The 15,006-nt window shown below is 70.2% G+C and carries 12 protein-coding genes and 1 CRISPR repeat array (1 of these 13 only partly in view); of the genes, 3 read left to right on the forward strand and 9 right to left on the reverse strand.

What is annotated here, in order from left to right; translation table 11 throughout:
* A CRISPR array of direct repeats spans positions 1 to 749; the repeat unit is 29 nt; unit sequence GGGACCATCCCCGCGTGCGCGGGGAGCAG (it extends 13 nt beyond the left edge of the window).
* Between the two features lie 431 nt (positions 750 to 1,180).
* Both P696_RS0137860 and P696_RS50830 read right to left on the reverse strand, forming a co-directional pair.
* Positions 1,181 to 2,533, reverse strand: a complete 1,353-nt coding sequence (locus tag P696_RS0137860; RefSeq protein ID WP_211245958.1) for a tyrosine-type recombinase/integrase — start codon at positions 2,531 to 2,533, stop codon at positions 1,181 to 1,183.
* 615 nt (positions 2,534 to 3,148) lie between these two features.
* A complete protein-coding gene (locus P696_RS50830) occupies positions 3,149 to 3,607 on the reverse strand; it encodes a MarR family winged helix-turn-helix transcriptional regulator (RefSeq protein WP_034489042.1) in 459 nt (152 codons plus the stop codon).
* 239 nt (positions 3,608 to 3,846) lie between these two features.
* Here P696_RS50830 and P696_RS0137870 point away from each other — a divergent pair, with 239 nt between their 5' ends.
* Positions 3,847 to 5,253: an FAD-binding oxidoreductase gene (locus P696_RS0137870; protein WP_026416394.1), complete on the forward strand. Its 1,407-nt coding sequence runs from the start codon at positions 3,847 to 3,849 to the stop codon at positions 5,251 to 5,253.
* 21 nt (positions 5,254 to 5,274) lie between these two features.
* Here the strand turns inward: P696_RS0137870 and P696_RS0137875 are convergent, their stop codons facing one another.
* Complete coding sequence (locus tag P696_RS0137875; protein ID WP_157430171.1) at positions 5,275 to 6,549, reverse strand: cytochrome P450 family protein; 1,275 nt, start codon at positions 6,547 to 6,549, stop codon at positions 5,275 to 5,277.
* Between the two features lie 179 nt (positions 6,550 to 6,728).
* On the opposite strand from P696_RS0137875, the gene P696_RS0137880 reads away from it, so the two are divergent.
* The gene (locus P696_RS0137880) at positions 6,729 to 8,060 is read left to right on the forward strand and encodes a phthiocerol/phthiodiolone dimycocerosyl transferase family protein (protein WP_026416396.1); all 1,332 of its coding nucleotides are present in this window, start codon (positions 6,729 to 6,731) and stop codon (positions 8,058 to 8,060) included.
* Positions 8,061 to 8,144: 84 nt separating this feature from the next.
* Here the strand turns inward: P696_RS0137880 and P696_RS0137885 are convergent, their stop codons facing one another.
* From P696_RS0137885 to P696_RS0137905, 5 genes are all read right to left on the reverse strand, one after another.
* Positions 8,145 to 8,825: an O-methyltransferase gene (locus P696_RS0137885; RefSeq protein WP_026416397.1), complete on the reverse strand. Its 681-nt coding sequence runs from the start codon at positions 8,823 to 8,825 to the stop codon at positions 8,145 to 8,147.
* A gap of 33 nt (positions 8,826 to 8,858) precedes the next feature.
* Entirely contained in the window at positions 8,859 to 9,791 is a 933-nt protein-coding gene (locus tag P696_RS0137890) for an NADP-dependent oxidoreductase (protein WP_026416398.1), read from the reverse strand.
* An 82-nt stretch (positions 9,792 to 9,873) separates the two neighbouring features.
* Positions 9,874 to 10,674, reverse strand: a complete 801-nt coding sequence (locus P696_RS0137895; RefSeq protein ID WP_034489045.1) for an SDR family oxidoreductase — start codon at positions 10,672 to 10,674, stop codon at positions 9,874 to 9,876.
* Between the two features lie 7 nt (positions 10,675 to 10,681).
* A complete protein-coding gene (locus tag P696_RS0137900; RefSeq protein WP_034489050.1) occupies positions 10,682 to 11,923 on the reverse strand; it encodes a cytochrome P450 family protein in 1,242 nt (413 codons plus the stop codon).
* A complete protein-coding gene (locus P696_RS0137905) occupies positions 11,920 to 12,999 on the reverse strand; it encodes a methyltransferase (protein WP_026416401.1) in 1,080 nt (359 codons plus the stop codon). Before P696_RS0137905 ends, P696_RS0137900 begins: the two co-directional genes overlap by 4 nt.
* 286 nt (positions 13,000 to 13,285) lie before the next feature.
* Here P696_RS0137905 and P696_RS50835 point away from each other — a divergent pair, with 286 nt between their 5' ends.
* Positions 13,286 to 14,128 (forward strand): AfsR/SARP family transcriptional regulator, encoded by an 843-nt coding sequence (locus P696_RS50835; RefSeq protein WP_051468772.1) that lies wholly within the window; start codon positions 13,286 to 13,288, stop codon positions 14,126 to 14,128.
* Between the two features lie 31 nt (positions 14,129 to 14,159).
* On the opposite strand, the gene P696_RS0137915 is transcribed toward P696_RS50835, so the two are convergent.
* Positions 14,160 to 14,963 (reverse strand): AfsR/SARP family transcriptional regulator, encoded by an 804-nt coding sequence (locus P696_RS0137915; RefSeq protein ID WP_026416402.1) that lies wholly within the window; start codon positions 14,961 to 14,963, stop codon positions 14,160 to 14,162.
* Positions 14,964 to 15,006: the final 43 nt, after the last annotated feature.

Below are 15,006 nucleotides of genomic sequence, written 5' to 3' on the forward strand. Positions count from 1 at the left end.
CGTGCGCGGGGAGCAGGTGCTGGCCCCGGTCGACGGTGACGGGCGGCAGGGACCATCCCCGCGTGCGCGGGGAGCAGATGTCCGGCACGCCGCCGTCCTCCGGCCCCGTGGGACCATCCCCGCGTGCGCGGGGAGCAGGTGCTGGCCCCGGTCGACGGTGACGGGCGGCAGGGACCATCCCCGCGTGCGCGGGGAGCAGATGTCCGGCAGGCCGTATTCCTGGAGTACCTGGGGACCATCCCCGCGTGCGCGGGGAGCAGTCGAACCCGCCGCCCTTCCGCGAGACCTGCGGGGGACCATCCCCGCGTGCGCGGGGAGCAGGCCGGTGTAGTGCTCGACCATGGCGCAGCCATGGGGACCATCCCCGCGTGCGCGGGGAGCAGTCGACTACGGCGCCGCCGACCTCCGGCCCCGTGGGACCATCCCCGCGTGCGCGGGGAGCAGTCGTCGAAGGCGGGCATCGGCTCGCCCCTGAAGGGACCATCCCCGCGTGCGCGGGGAGCAGATCACCGTCCGCGGCGACAAGTTCCGCGCGACGGGACCATCCCCGCGTGCGCGGGGAGCAGTGAAGTGCGAGCACTGCGACGTCGAGTTCCGAGGGACCATCCCCGCGTGCGCGGGGAGCAGGGCCTGACTCTCCAGGTACTTGGACAACGCCTGGGACCATCCCCGCGTGCGCGGGGAGCAGGGCCTGACTCTCCAGGTACTTGGACAACGCCTGGGACCATCCCCGCGTGCGCGGGGAGCAGACTTACTGACCTGCACGTTTGCGCGGCCGCAGCAGCAGTTTCGAGCACTTCATGGGAGACGGGCAAATCGGACATGCTTGCTGCGGAACCTCCAGTGAAGAGCCCGTCGCCGCCAGAGCGGACGCAGTATGCGGTGGACCAGCGGGTTGGCCCCAGCAGCAGGTGCATCGAGAACCGTCTCGCATCGCCAGGCAGTGCACCAATGGTCAACAATGTGGGGCTTTGTCCGGGAGATGTCGCTGATCCTCCGGTCCGTTGGATGACCGACCACGCTTTCAGGCGCGCTTCGTCAATAGTGGCGGATGGATGTGCATCGTGGCCCGCTTTGGGTGGTCCACTCGGAGCACCCTGGCCGAACGATGCGGACGGCCTTCAGTCGACTCGGCGAGGAAGCCGTTCCCGTCCGGAAGGTTGGTAGCCGCGAGGATGCTTCAAGGGGTGGTTCGGCGGCGGCTGCGGATTTTGTCGAAGGCGGCGAGGGCGGTGTCGTCGGCGTCGTCGAGGGTGTGAAGGTAGCGCTCGGTGGTGGAGATCGAGCCGTGGCCGAGTCGTTCCTTGACGACCTGAAGGTCAGCGCCGCCGGCCAGGAGCCAGGACGCGTGGGCGTGGCGTAGGTCGTGGATACGGACCTTGATGTCGAGGGCGGCGGTGTTGAGGGCGGGTTTCCAGACGTGGTTGCGGAACCAGTTGGCGGGGATGTGGCCGTCGGTCTCCCTGCGACGAGGCTGCCTCGGGTTGTCCTTGCCAGCAGAACGGCGGCGGGCGCGATAGAGGGCGAAGGCCAGTTTGCAGTGGTCACAGCGGCACCTGGCGGCGTTGTAGGCGCTGAGTGTGCCGTGGCGGTAGCGATGGCCCTTGGCGTTCTCGTTCGTCCAGCCGAGCTTGTCGGGGCGGAGAGCGGGTTTGAGCTTGCGCTCGGTCATGGTGTCGGGCCTGTAGACGAACAGGAGATCGTCGCGACCGAGTTTCTCGGACTTCACGTGGTCTTCCAGCTTGTCGACTATCTGCTCGCTGAGCTTGAAGCGGCGCCATTCCTTGTCCTTGGGGTAGTCCTTCACCAGGAAGCGCTTCCCTTCGGGGTGGAACTTGGGATTCAACTCGACGACGGCTCGGCTCACGGTCAGGATGCGCGAACGGGTCTTGAGGTCGCGGACCCGCAACTCGGTGAGTTCGCCCCAGCGCAGTCCGGTCTCGATGGCGGTCTCGACCAGGAGCTTGGAGTCGGCGTCGGGCAGCCGGTGGTAGAGGTCGTCGAACTGCTCGGGAGTGATGATCTCTAGGGGCTTCTCCGGGACGGTGGGGGAACGGATCCCTTTGCACGGATGAATGTAGGCGACCTGGTCGTTGAGCGCGGTTGTGAAGATCGCACTGAGGACGACTTTGTTGTAGCGGATGGTCGCGGGAGTGACCCCGTTCTTCTTCATCCGCCTGATCCACGCACGGACGTGCTCGGGGAGGATGTCCATCATCCGCATCCCGCCGAACTCCGGCATGACGTGCTTGTAGATCGAGTAGTGGTAGCTCTGCATGGTGGTCGGCTCGACCTCGTGGTTGGGGAGCCAGGTCTCCTCGACGTACTTCTTGAAGGTCTGGCGTCCCCGCTTGAGGTTGACGTCACGTCCCCTGCCGACCTCGCCTTCGGCACGCTGCCATGCCTTGTCGGCGTCCTTTTTGGACGAGTATGTGCCCGCGGACGCGATCTTCCCCTTGAGGTCTTCGTAGCAGGCGGTGTAACGCGGCTTGCCGTGGCGGTCCAGCCGCTTGAACGTGTACCCCAACTCCACTCCCCCGAGTGATCGTTCGTTAGTCGTTCGTTAGTGAACTCAGACGGACGACGGCGGATCCCGAATGATCTCGCGGTATTCACTTTAGGCCTCTGACCTGCATCTTCTCACGAATCACCAAGATCTGCAGGCACACGTTTGAACCTTCATAATTCACTGGGGGTCAAGGGGTCGTGGGTTCAAATCCCGCCGTCCCGACCGGAAAGTAGCAGGTCAGAGGCCGGTTCTCCACCACGGAGAACCGGCCTCTTGATCGTTGTTGGCCATGAGTGGCTCAGCTCCCTCCACAAGGCACTCCGCCGGTTCGCACGCCGCTCCAACGGAACCGGTCCGCCTCCGCAGCGGATCCATATGGTTCGAGTAGTTCATGCGAGTCCGGCACAACGGACACGTCCGATCCCCCCCTCATTCGCATGTCGCTCTCCCTCGTCCTCATCTGCAATCCGTGCATGGGTTGCCGCTTACCCCGTCAGAGCCGGAGGAGTAGCGGCGCCGCGGGCAGGCCGCTCAATTCCTCAGGCCTTGTTGCTTCTGCAGGGACGGCTTGCACGGGCGAGGCATGGGGAGGCCATGCGGATCCGGGCGCTCGTGAGCATTCGTAGGAGCCGAAGAAGGCTAAGCACGGCCAGGAAGTTGCAGGCGGATGACTTCCTCGAGGGTGGTGCGAAGGGCATCCACCCGGTTCTGGCCCAGCTCGGCGGCCCAGGAGCGTTCGATGTCCATGAGGATGCGGGCGGCGGCGATCTGGCTCTCGCGGCCCCGGTCGGTGAGGCGAATGATCTTGGCACGACGGTCGGCGGGATCGATGATGCGCTCGACGTGCCCACCCTGTTCGAGCTCGCTGACCAGTTCGCCGAGCGCCTGCTTGGTGAGGCCGGAGCGTTCGGCGAGCACGGTGAGGCGCGAGCCCTCGGGGTCGATGTGGCGGAAGACCGAGCCGTGCCGGTAGCGAATGCCCTCGAAGCCCTCTTCCGCGAGGCGACGGTGGAGCTCCTCGACCGAGAGGTCCTTGGCGTGCGCGAGCAGGGCCGGGATCGGCACCTTGGGCGCGACGTCCCCGTCCCGAGCGGCCATCGCGGGCGCTCCTTCCGCTCACGTCATTTCGTCAGGCTACTTGACAATATGGTCCCGACTGATAGTACGGTTAGCTTACCAATCCGCGGGTACCGGGCACCCACTCCGAGGCCAGGGGCGATCTCCGCACCGGCGCGACGTCGTCGGAAACGTCGCGCGTGCGCGCCCTGGTCAGTCGAATCCGTCGCGCAGGGCCGTTCGAGGCGATGAGTCCTGCGCACCTAGCGTAGGGAACGAACATGAACCGTTTCGACCCGCAACGCAGCACCGCCCTCGCCCCCTCCGAGGTCGAGGCCCTGGCCGGACGGGTGTCGGGGCCCGTGGTCACCCCCGGTGGCGAGCAGTACGACGCGGAGCGCGCCGGGTACCAGATCGTCCGGTCGCACCGTCCGGACCTGATCGTGGGCGCGGTCGGCGCGGCCGACGTGCGCACCGCCGTGGAGTTCGCGACGGACCACGGGCTGCCGGTGGCCGTGCAGGGCACCGGGCACGCGCTGTCGGGCATCGCCGCCGAGGGCGGGGTGCTGGTCAACACCACGCGGATGAGCGGCGTCCGGGTGAACCCCGAGACCGGCGAGGCGTGGGTCGCGGCGGGAACGCCGTGGAGCCGGGTCGTGCACGAGGCCGCGCCCGCCGGGCTGGCCCCGCTGTCCGGGTCGCTGCCCTCCCTCGGCGCGGTCGCCTACACGCTCGGCGGCGGGCTCGGCCTGCTGTCGCGGCGGTACGGCTACGCCGCCGACCACGTGCGCGGCCTCGACGTGGTGACCGCGGACGGACGGCTCCGGAACGTCACCGCCAACTCCGATCCGGACCTGTTCTGGGCGCTGCGTGGCGGACGGGACAACTTCGGCATCGTGACCGGCATGGAGATCGGCCTGCTGCCTGTCACCGCACTCTACGGGGGCGGGATGTTCTTCGACGGCGCGAACGCCATCGGCGTCTTCGAGACCTGGATCCAGTGGACGACCACCGTGCCCGACGAGATGAGCTCGTCGATCGCGCTGATCTCGTTCCCAGACGTCCCGGCGCTGCCCGAGCCGCTGCGAGGCCGGCACATCGTGCACGTCCGGTTCGCCTACACCGCCGACGACCTGAGCGGCGGCGAGCCCTTGGTCGCGCCGCTGCGCGCGCTCGACCCGATCATCGACACGCTCAACGAGCTGCCGTACACGCAGGCCGGGACCATCTACAACGACCCGCCCGTGCCGGGCGCCTTCGAGGGCGACACGGCCATGATGGGCCCGCTCGACGCGGGCGCGGTTCGCGCGATCCTCGACCACGCGGGTCCGCACGCGCCGGTCCCCCACATCGTCGAACTGCGGCACCTGGGCGGCAGGATCGCCGCGCCGCCCCCTGTCGGCAACGCGGTCGGGCACCGCGACGCGAGCTACCTGTTCAACATCTCGTCCCGGCTGGAGCGCGCCGACATCGACGAGATCCGGCCCGCGCACGACCGGCTGCTCAAGGCCATCGCGCCGTGGACGACCGGCGGGCGCGCGCTCAACTTCATGAACGGCGAGAACGCGGGCACGGTGGTGGACACCGCCTACGAGGCGACGACCCTCCGACGGCTGACCAGGCTGAAGAGCATCTACGACCCGCAGAACACCTTCCGGCACAACCACAACATCCGCCCGGCCGAATAAGCGGCGGCGGGGCGGGCCTGGTCACGGGCCCGCCCCCGGCCCGCCGAGGTGGACGGGCAGGCTGGTCGTGGAATTGAACACGAAGGACGGGACGGGTGGCAGCTCGGCGGCATCCACCGCGAGCCGCAGGCCGGGGTACCGCCCGAACAGCGCGGGCAGCGCGGCCATCACTTCCATGCGGGCCAGGTGCGCGCCGAGGCAGACGTGCGGTCCGCCGCCGAACGCGAGGTGCTTCTCCGCGGGGCGGGCGGGGTCGAACCGTCCGGCGTCCGGGCCGTACCGCCTCGGGTCCCGGCCGACTCCGCTGAAGGGCGCGAGGATGGCGTCGCCCTTGGGGATGGTGATCCCGGCGATCGTGATGTCCTCCAGCGGGTACCGGGCCGGGAAGTTGCCCACCGGAGCGTCCCAGCGCAAGGTCTCCTCGACCACCCCGCTCCAGGCGTCCGCGCCGCCCGCGCGGACGAGCGAGAGCCGCTCCGGATGGGTGAGCAGGGCGCGCGTCGCGTTGAGCATCAGCCCGAGCGTGGTCTCGTGACCCGCGCCGATGAGCATCCACAGGGTGTCCTCGAGCTCCCGGTCGGTGAGCGGGTCACCGTCCTCGGCCCCGACGGCGAGCAACGCGCTGGTCAGGTCGCCGGTCGGCGCCGCGCGGCGCATCTCGATCAGCCGGCTCCACAGCTCGTGCCGCTCACGCTGCAACGCGCCGGTCTCCTCGGCGGTCGTGTTCGCGCGGACGACGCCGTCGATGAGCCGCCGGAACCGGGGCCACCACGGCTCGGGGACGCCGATCAGCTCGCAGATCACCCGCATCGGGAAGGGGTAGGCGAAGTGCTCGCGCAGCTCGACCACGCCATCGGGGCGGGCGTGCCGGGGCAGCTCGTCCAGCAGCGCGGCCACGATCTCCTCGATCCGGGGCCGCAGCGCCTCGACCCGCCTGCGGGTCAACGTGCGGGTCAGCGGGCGACGCAGCCGCTGGTGCGCCGCGCCCTCGCGGGACATCACGCTGTCGATTCGGATCACGTTCAGCAGCGGCCAGTCCGCGGGGATCTCGCCGCGCCGCAGCGCCTCCCAGTGGTGCCAGTCCCGGCTGACGCGCGGGTCGGTGACCAGCTCGGCGAGCAGCGCGTGTTCGGTGACGGCCCACATCCGGACGCCACCGGGCAGGACGGCCCGGACGACCGGTCCGAGCGCGCGCATCCGCGCCGCCTCGCCGTGATGGTCGGCGCCCGACGGGTCGAGCCGCACGACGGGGACTTCGGGGACGCTGGGGACCTGGGCGGCCATCGGTTCTGCCATATCCGAGATTTCTCCACGCCCATCTTGAAAATCGCTGGATTCTGGCTGGCACACCCCCTCCCACGGCTCGTGATTTACGTCACCGCTATTTCTTCGGGCCCATTTTTCCCCGTCGCGCTAGAGTCGCGGTCAACCATCATTCTCATCAATTCTTGACGCCTTCTTCTAGGACGGCCCGCATGGACGACACCCGCGCGTTGAGCCCCTCGGAACGCTGGTACTGGATCGCCGACCAACTCGCCCCGCTCACCGTCTGCGCCCGCGTCCGCCTCGAGGGGGACCCCTCGTCCGAGACGTTGACGAGAGCCCTCGGGGCGCTTCAGGCGCGGCACCCGCTGCTCCGCGTGGCCGTCAGGACGAACCCGGCCGGCGGGGATCCGCACTTCGTGCCGACCGGCAGGGCGATCCCACTGCGCGAGGTCGTCCTGTACCGCGCCGACGAGGAGCGCTGGGCACGCGAGGCGGACGAGCAGGAGCTCCCGACCCCGATCGACTGGCGGCGGGGCCCCCTCTCCCGCGCCGTCGTGATCCGCCAGCCGGACGGGGTCAACGACCTGATCTTCGCCATCCCGCACTACATCGCGGACGCGACGACCGCGGTCGTCCTGCTGCGCGAGTGGGTGCGGCTCGCCGCCGACCGGCCGGAACGGTCCGCGTCCGCACCGCACGGCGACCGCGGGTCCGTCACTCCGCCGGTCGAGGCCGCCTTCCCGGCGCGTTTCCGCAGGCTGCCGGGCACGCTGCCGAACAAGGCCGCCGCCGAGGAGACCTCCGGCCCGGCCGGGGCCGAGATGGGACGGCTCGAAGCCGAGCGGTTCGTCCCGTTCGACCGGCGACGGACGCGGCTGCTGCACCGGTCGATCCCCGGGGACGCGCTGGAGGGTCTCGCCCTGGCCTGCAAGCGGAACGGTGTGTCGATGCACGGTCTGCTGGCCGCCGCCCTGGTCTCCGCGGTCGCGCGCGACGCCGCGGGATCGCCCGCGACGCACTTCGCGGTCGGCTCGCCGATCAGCATCCGTGACGAACTCGACCCGCCGGTGCCCGAGGACGAGGTCGGCGCGTACGCGTCGGCGCTGCCCTCGGCCGTCCGTTACCGCCCGGACGACCCGTGGACGATGGCCCGCGACATCGCCCGCGACCTCGCCGAACGCCGCGACCTCGGCGAGCACTTCGCCGCCGCCGGGATCCTGGAGGAGCTGGGTCCGGCCACCGTCGCGGAGAGCGAGCCGTTCGTCCGGTACATGGAGGAGCACGGCCCGTTCAACTTCTACTTCTCCAATCTCGGACGCTTCGACTTCCCCGCCGAGATCGGCGGTTGGCGGCTGTCCGGCGCGACCTTTTGCGGCGGCATATCGGTGGTCGGCTATTTCGCGTCGGTGGCCATCAGCTGCCATGACCAGATGTCGTGGAACTTCACCTATGTCGAGGGCGCGATATCGCGTGACCGCGCCGAACGCCTCGCCGGGAACACCATCGACATCGCGCTCGCGGCAGCGGAAACCGTTGAGTAGGACGGTTCGGTAGGACGGTTCGGTAGGCGTGAAACTGCCGTCCCCGGGGTGAGGACACCCGGGGACGGCAGTGCCTCGCGGGGGTCAGCCGAGGTTGAGGCAGAGCTGCACGCCCTGGTGGACCGGGATTCGCATGCTGAGGAACCCGTTCGCGGGATCGTCGACGTGCGCGAGGAACTCCTCGCGGATGTTCAGGCCGACGTCGAGGTCGATGTCGTCCACGACCACGATCGCGCCCGGCCGGAGCCTGGGCCGAACGAGGTCCAGCACCGGCAGGCGGAGCGTCGGCCAGCCGTCCAGGTGGAGCAGGTCCACCGTGTCCGGCAGCGTCCGCAGCGTCTCCAGCGCGTCGCCCTCGCGCAGTTCGATGATGTCGTCCAGCCCGGCGGCGGCGAAGTTCTCGCGGGCACGCCGGGCCTTGTCCGCCTGGAACTCGGTCGTGATCACCCGTCCGCCGCCGTTGTCCCGCACCGCCGACGCCAGATAGAGCGCCGAGATGCCGAAGGACGCGCCGAACTCCACCACGGTGCGCGCGCCGATCGACCGCGCGAACAGGTGGAGCAGCTGTCCCGCCTCCGGTGAGACCGCCATGATGATGTCCTTGGCGCGTTCGGCCAGCTCCGCCGGGCTCAACTCGACGGGATAGTCGGCGGTCACGTCCACGCCCGCCGCCGCGAAGGCGGCCGCGACGTCCTGCCGTTCTTCGGCGGCCAGAAGCCGGTCCAGCGTCGAGGCCACCGCGGCCGATCGCAGCGTCGAGGGCATGAGGGCGCTCCTTGCGTTCGAGGTTTCTCCCCGTCAGGGGACCAGGACGATCCGACCGGGCAGATCCCCGGCGAAGGCGGCATCGTGCACGGCGGCGAGGTCGGTCACCGGCCGCCGCTCGGCCACCGCGATCTCCAGTTCCCCGGCGTCCACCCGCCGGACCAGCTCGGCGAGCTGCTCGGCGTCACTGCGCGCGAACATCTGCGCCGCGCGCACTCCGCGCCCGATCTCCTCCGGGCCGGGCACGGTCGTGCTGACGAACGCCCCGCCGTCCGCGACGAGACCGGCGAACAGGGCGGTCTCCTCCGGCTCGGTGCGCACCAGGTGCAGCACCACGTCGAAGCGCTGCCCAGCCAGCTCCTCCGGGACGGGGACCTTGGTGTAGTCCACGATCCGGTCCGCGCCGTAGGAGTGGACGCGGTCCGCGCTGCGCGCGCTGGCGGTCGCTACCACGACGGCCCCGGCCCGCTTGGCGAGCTGCACCGCGTATCCGCCGACCGCGCCGCCCGCGCCGTTGATCAGGATGGTCTGGCCCTCCTTGATTCCGGCGTGCTCGAACAGCGCCTGCCAGGCGGTGACCGCGACCGACGGCAGCGCCGCCGCGTCGGCCAGCTCGCCGATACGCGGCGCGACGGCCAGCGTGTCCGCCGGGACGGCGACGTACTCGGCCGCCGCGCCCGGCGCGGTCATCGGCAGGAACGCCACGACGGTGTCGCCGGTCCGCCAGCCGCTCACACCCTCCCCGACCTCGGTGACGACGCCGGATACGTCGTAGTTCGGGATGTGGGGGAACGCCACCGGGAACACCTCTCGGATCACGCCCGCGCGGATCGGGACGTCCACCGGGTTGAACGCGGTACCCGCGACCCGCACGACCACCTGGCCGACGCCCGCGACCGGGCGGTCCGCCTCCTCGTGGACCAGGACGTCGCTGTCTCCGTAGGAGTGGTAGCGCATCGCCTTCATGCCTCTCCCCTTCACTGTGAAATCTAGTCAGGCATCTTTATAAGGTTGCCGGACTAATAAAGTCAAGCAGCCTGACCAATCTTCAGTGCAGCGTTCGGGGATGCAGTGCCAGGCCGCCGGTCGCGTCGATCACCTGGCCGGTGATCCAGCGGGCGCGGGGCGAGGCGAGGAAGGCGACCACGTCGGCGATGTCCTCGGGACGGCCGATCCGGCGCAGCGCGGTCGCCGCGCGCAGGTTCGCCTGGACGGCCGGGTCATCACGCAGCCCGGCGAACACGTCGGTGTCGGTGACGCCGGGCGCGACCGTGTTCACCGTGATCCCCCGGTCGCCCAGCGCGGCGGCAAGGCTGCGTCCCATGATGTCGAGCGCGCCCTTGCTCATGACGTAGCCGACGGCCGGCACCGCCGTGCGGGCCGCCAGCGTGGACAGGCTGATGATCCGCCCGCCGTCGCGCAGTTCCGGCAGCAACCGCTTGACCAGGAACAGCGGCACCCTGGTGTTGACCGCGACCAGCCGGTCGAACTCCTCCGGCGTCAGCTGGTCGAGCGTGGCGAAGCTGACCGTCGCCGCGTTGTTGACCAGGATGTCGAGGCCGGTCTCCGCCGCGTGCTCGGCAAGCCCGGCCGCCAGGCCGGTGGCGAGGGTCTCGACGTCGCCGGCCACGCCGAACTCGGCGCGGAGGGCGAACGCGCGCCCGCCGTCCTTCTCGATCGCGGCGACCGTCTCCCCGGCCGCGTCGGCGTTGGTTCCGTAGTGGACGGCGACGAGCGCGCCATCCGCGGCGAGGCGGCGGGCGATGGCCCGGCCGATGCCGCGCGAGGCGCCGGTCACCAGCGCTGTCTTCCCGGTGAGTTCCACGTTCGGCGCTCCGATGGTCGTCATGGGGCGGTCATGAGGTCGGTTTCGTCAGGCGGACGGGCAGGGCGGCGTGGGCGTTCATGATGAACGACCCGCGCGGTTCGAGCCGTCCGGCCGGGACGGCGAGGCTCAGGTCGGGGAAGCGCGCGAACAGCGCGGGCAGGGCGATGCCGGCCTCCACGCGCGCGAGGGAGGCCCCCATGCAGAAGTGCGCGCCGTGCCCGAAGGAGAGGTGCGTCTTGTCGGCGCGGGTGATGTCGAAGACGTCGGCGGTGTCGCCGTGCACGTCGGGATCGCGCCCGACGGCGGCGTAGGCGATCAGGATGGGCTCGCCGCGCGGGATCGTCACGCCGGGAAGCTCGATGTCCTCGGTCGCGAAGCGGAACGGCAGCTGCGCGATCGGCGATTCGAACCGGAGCGCCTCCTCGATCGCGTCCTGCCAGGAGCAGTCTCCCTCGCGGACGAGATCGAGCTGCCCGGGATGGGTGAGCAGCGCGACGATCGCGTTGCAGAGCAGGTTGGTGACCGTTCCCGACCCCGCGCTGAGGATCAGGTTGAGCGTGCCGAGCAGTTCGGCGTGGCTCAGCCGCGAGCCGTCCTCCTCGCGCGCCCGGATCAGGGCGCTGGTCAGGTCCTCGCCGGGCTCTCGCGTCCGTGCCGCGACGAGGTCGCCGATCGCCCGCTGCCACAGCTCGACGTTCCGCCGCGCCTGTGCGCCGTCGATCCTGGTGTCGGTGTTCGCCTCGCCACCGCGCAGGACGGCGCCGCGGTCCCGCTCGGGGACGCCGAACAGCTCGCAGATCACCCGGCCCGGAAGCGGCGTCCCGAACCCCGCCTTGAGGTCCACGACCTCGCCCGGACCGGCCTTCGCCAGCTCGTCCAGCAGCGCGCCGGTGACGCGCTCGACGCGCGGGCGCATCGCCTCCACGCGGCGTGGGGTGAACGCCTTGGCGATCAGGCTGCGCAGCCGCGTGTGGTCCGTGCCGTGCGAGGTGGTCATGTTCTCGGCGGCCCAGTCCAGCAGCGGCCAGTCCGGGTCGAGCTCGCCGTTCGCGAAGGCCGTCCAGTGGCGGCGCGGGTCCTTGGAGATCCGCGGGTCGGTCAGCAGCCGCTGGACGAGGTCGTGCCCGGTGACCGACCACGCGGCCACGCCACCCGGCAGCACCACCCGCGTCACCGGCCCGCGCGCCCGCAGCAGCGCCGCCTCGCCATGGATGTCGGCGCCGGTCCGGTCCAGGATGAACGGGGCCGGTTCGATGCTCTCGGCCGTCATGACGCCGTCCGGCCCGCGTCTCCGCTCTTCACCCCGGAGATCACGATGTGGTCCACGAGGTTGTTCACATAGGCGCGGCCCGCCGGGCGGAACCCGGCCTCCGACATCCAGCTCTCGTACTCCTTCGGCGTGTAGACCATGCCCTCGCCCGACGCGACGGCGTGGAAGTACGCCGACAGCTCGGCGGCGTGCTGAGGTCCGGTCTCCGCGTCGTCCTGGAACGGGGTGACGACGAACATCCCGGCGTTCGGCCCCGCCGCCCGCGCCGCCTTCCCGACCACCGCGCGGATCCGGTCGACCGACCAGATCTCCAGGAAGTGCGCGAACAGCACGCAGTCGTAGTCGCCCTCGGGGAACTCGTCCCCGAACGCGTCCAGGCCGATCGCGCGCACCCGGTCACCGAGACCGGCGCTCGCCGACCGTGCGTTGGCCTCCTCGGCGACGGTGGGCAGGTCGAGGATGGTGACCCGCAGGTGCGGCCAGCGGCGCGCGAGTTTGGTCGCGTTGACGGCCGTGCCGCCGCCCACGTCCAGGACGTGCGCGTACGAGGAGAGGTCGAGAGTCGCGGCGAGCTCATCCGACACCTTCTGGCTGAACCCGCCCATCGCGTTGTGGAACGCGCGCTCCAGCCCCGGGTCGGTGGCCAGTCGCGCGTAGAGGGTCGTCGCGTCGTCCCCGAACTCCCGGTGGAGTCCGACGTTGGTGTTCTTCTTCAGCGACTCGTGGAACCAGCCCATCGAACGGTAGGTGATGTGCTGGTGGTACGGGATGAACGCGGCCGGGACCTGGTCGGTGTTGGACGCCAGGGGCTCGGTGATCGCGCTGTTGGAGTACCGGTCACCGTCCTTGCGGACCAGCCCGAACGCGGTGAGGCCCAGCAGCAGGATGCGGGCGGGCTGCTCCTCCAGGCCGAGCCGTCCGGCGATCTCGGCCCGTGTCAGCCCGGGGGCCTCGGCGAGAACGGAGAACAGCCCGAACTCGAAGGCGGCACTCAGGTACTGGAAACGGTAATGCGCCACATAGATCGCACGGAGCTCGTCCTGGGGGTCGACTTGGGAAACCTGCGTCTGGGTCATGCCGCGCTTCCTCTGAGAGTCCAGGATTCGGGAGTTCAGCGAACAACGAGAACGCTGGCACCCCGGTCTCAAAGTTCGGTCGAACGGCGGTAGCAGGTCCGAAGGCGCGGGAGGCCCGCTGGCAGGCAGTCCCGGGAGTAGTACCAACAGTGCAAGGCGACAATCTTGACGGGAAAAGGCCGCAGGTCCGTTACTGCTGTACCTAGGCAACTCTCGGACGCTTGGTCGCCGCACACCTCGTCAGCGGTCGTCTCCCTTTCTTGACGCTCCCACACGGAGGGTGCAAGTGAACATCAGAGTGCTCGGCCCCCTGTCCATCGACAACATCTCCGTCGACATGACGCCGACCGCGCGGAAACCGCGCAAGGTGCTCGCGCTCCTCCTGCTGAACCACTCCCGCGTCGTGCCCATCTCGGCGCTGATGCAGGAGCTCTGGGACGACGATCCGCCGAAGACCGCGCCCGCCACGCTCCAGACCTACGTGTTCCGGCTGCGCAAGCAGCTGGCCGAGGCCATGGGACTGTCGGCGGCCGAGGTCGCCAACGACATCCTGCGCACCACGCAGAACGGCTACCTGTTCGTCCGCGAGAGCGCGGTGTTCGATCTGTCCGCTTACCACCGGCTCAGCAAGGCGGGCAGCCGCGCCATCGACGACGCGGACCTGCGGACGGCGGCCGAGAGCTTCGGGCGGGCGCTGCGGCTGTGGCGTGGCCCGGCGCTGACGGACGTCGTCCCGGGCCCGCTGATACGCGCGGCCGTCGCCGGACTGGAACAATCCAGGCTCACGATGCTGGACCAGCGCATCGAGCTCGAACTGAGGCTCGGCATGCACCGGGAGATGCTGGGCGAACTCGCGACACTCGTCACGCACTACCCGTTCCGCGAGGACCTCCACGCGCAGTTCATGATCGCGCTCTACCGGTCCGGGTACCGGGGGCGGGCGCTGGAAGCGTTCCAGCAGCTCAGGCAGAACATGGTGAACGAGCTCGGGCTGGAGCCGTCGCATCGGCTCCAGGCGCTCCAGCAGTCGGTGCTCGCCTCCGACCCCGGCCTGGACGAGGTGACCGTGGTGTCCCTGCCGCGCTCGTCCGGCATGCCCGAGGTGCCCGCGGTGGCCAGTTCCTTCTGATCCCGCGCGGGCCGCCCGGTGGCCGGGGGCGCTACGCCCCGGCCGCCGGAACCATCCGTCCCTCGAGGATGCTGGCGTCCGAGACCCGGATCATGTGCCGCAGCCGCACCAGCTCCGCCGACGGCCCGCCGCCGAGCTCGCGGAACATGTCCTCCCGCAGCCGGGCGAAGACCTCCAGGGCTCGCGCCCGATAGCCGGAGCGGTGCAGCGCCACCATGAACTGCCCGTGCAGCCCCTGGTCGAACGGGTGGTGGACGACCAGCCGCGCCAGCACGCTCAGCACCTCGCGGTGCCGTCCCTCGCTCAGCTGCGCGTCGAGCAGCAGCCTCAGGACGTTCAGCCGGGACTCGTCGAGCCGCGCGACCGCCGCGCGCAGCAGCCGGCCCTGCGCGACGTCCAGCAGGGCGGGCCCGCGCCACTGGTCGAGTGCCTCGGCGAACCGGTGGCTCGCCGCCACCCGGTCGCCGGCCCGCAGCGCCTCGGCCCCGAGCGCTTCCAGCTCGCGGTACTCGCGCAGGTCGAAGCTCGTCGCGCCGAGCGTCAGCCGGTAGCCGCCGCGCCGGGTCTGCAGGATGTCCCCGGCGACCGCCGCGGGAGTCAGGCCGAGCCGCTCGGCGAGCATCACCCGGAACCGCAGCACGTGGGTCTGGAGCGTGGTCATCGCGCTGCGCGGCGGTGACTCGTCCCACAGTTCGGTCAGCAGCGATCCCGTCGGGACGACATGGGATTCGTTGAACAGCAGAAGTGCGAGAATCTGCCGCAGTTTGGGCGCACTGGGAATCAGTTCAACGTCACCCTCGGTGACGGACAGCGAACCGAGTATCCGGATTTCCACATCCGCAGATTACCAAATTCCCACGGAGACCCGCCCCCGCTTC

The sequence above is a fragment of the Actinomadura oligospora ATCC 43269 genome (assembly GCF_000518265.1).
Taxonomy (GTDB): domain Bacteria; phylum Actinomycetota; class Actinomycetes; order Streptosporangiales; family Streptosporangiaceae; genus Spirillospora; species Spirillospora oligospora.

Excerpts from the sequence above, each read along its gene's own strand:
- P696_RS50830 (WP_034489042.1), bottom strand. The coding sequence starts at position 3,607 with ATGGCCGCTCGGGACGGGGACGTCGCGCCCAAGGTGCCGATCCCGGCC.
- P696_RS0137880 (WP_026416396.1), top strand. The coding sequence starts at position 6,729 with ATGGACGACACCCGCGCGTTGAGCCCCTCGGAACGCTGGTACTGGATC.
- P696_RS0137900 (WP_034489050.1), bottom strand. The coding sequence starts at position 11,923 with ATGACGGCCGAGAGCATCGAACCGGCCCCGTTCATCCTGGACCGGACC.
- P696_RS0137890 (WP_026416398.1), bottom strand. The coding sequence starts at position 9,791 with ATGAAGGCGATGCGCTACCACTCCTACGGAGACAGCGACGTCCTGGTC.
- P696_RS0137895 (WP_034489045.1), bottom strand. The coding sequence starts at position 10,674 with ATGACGACCATCGGAGCGCCGAACGTGGAACTCACCGGGAAGACAGCG.
- P696_RS0137875 (WP_157430171.1), bottom strand. The coding sequence starts at position 6,549 with ATGGCAGAACCGATGGCCGCCCAGGTCCCCAGCGTCCCCGAAGTCCCC.
- P696_RS0137870 (WP_026416394.1), top strand. The coding sequence starts at position 3,847 with ATGAACCGTTTCGACCCGCAACGCAGCACCGCCCTCGCCCCCTCCGAG.
- P696_RS0137905 (WP_026416401.1), bottom strand. The coding sequence starts at position 12,999 with ATGACCCAGACGCAGGTTTCCCAAGTCGACCCCCAGGACGAGCTCCGT.
- P696_RS0137885 (WP_026416397.1), bottom strand. The coding sequence starts at position 8,825 with ATGCCCTCGACGCTGCGATCGGCCGCGGTGGCCTCGACGCTGGACCGG.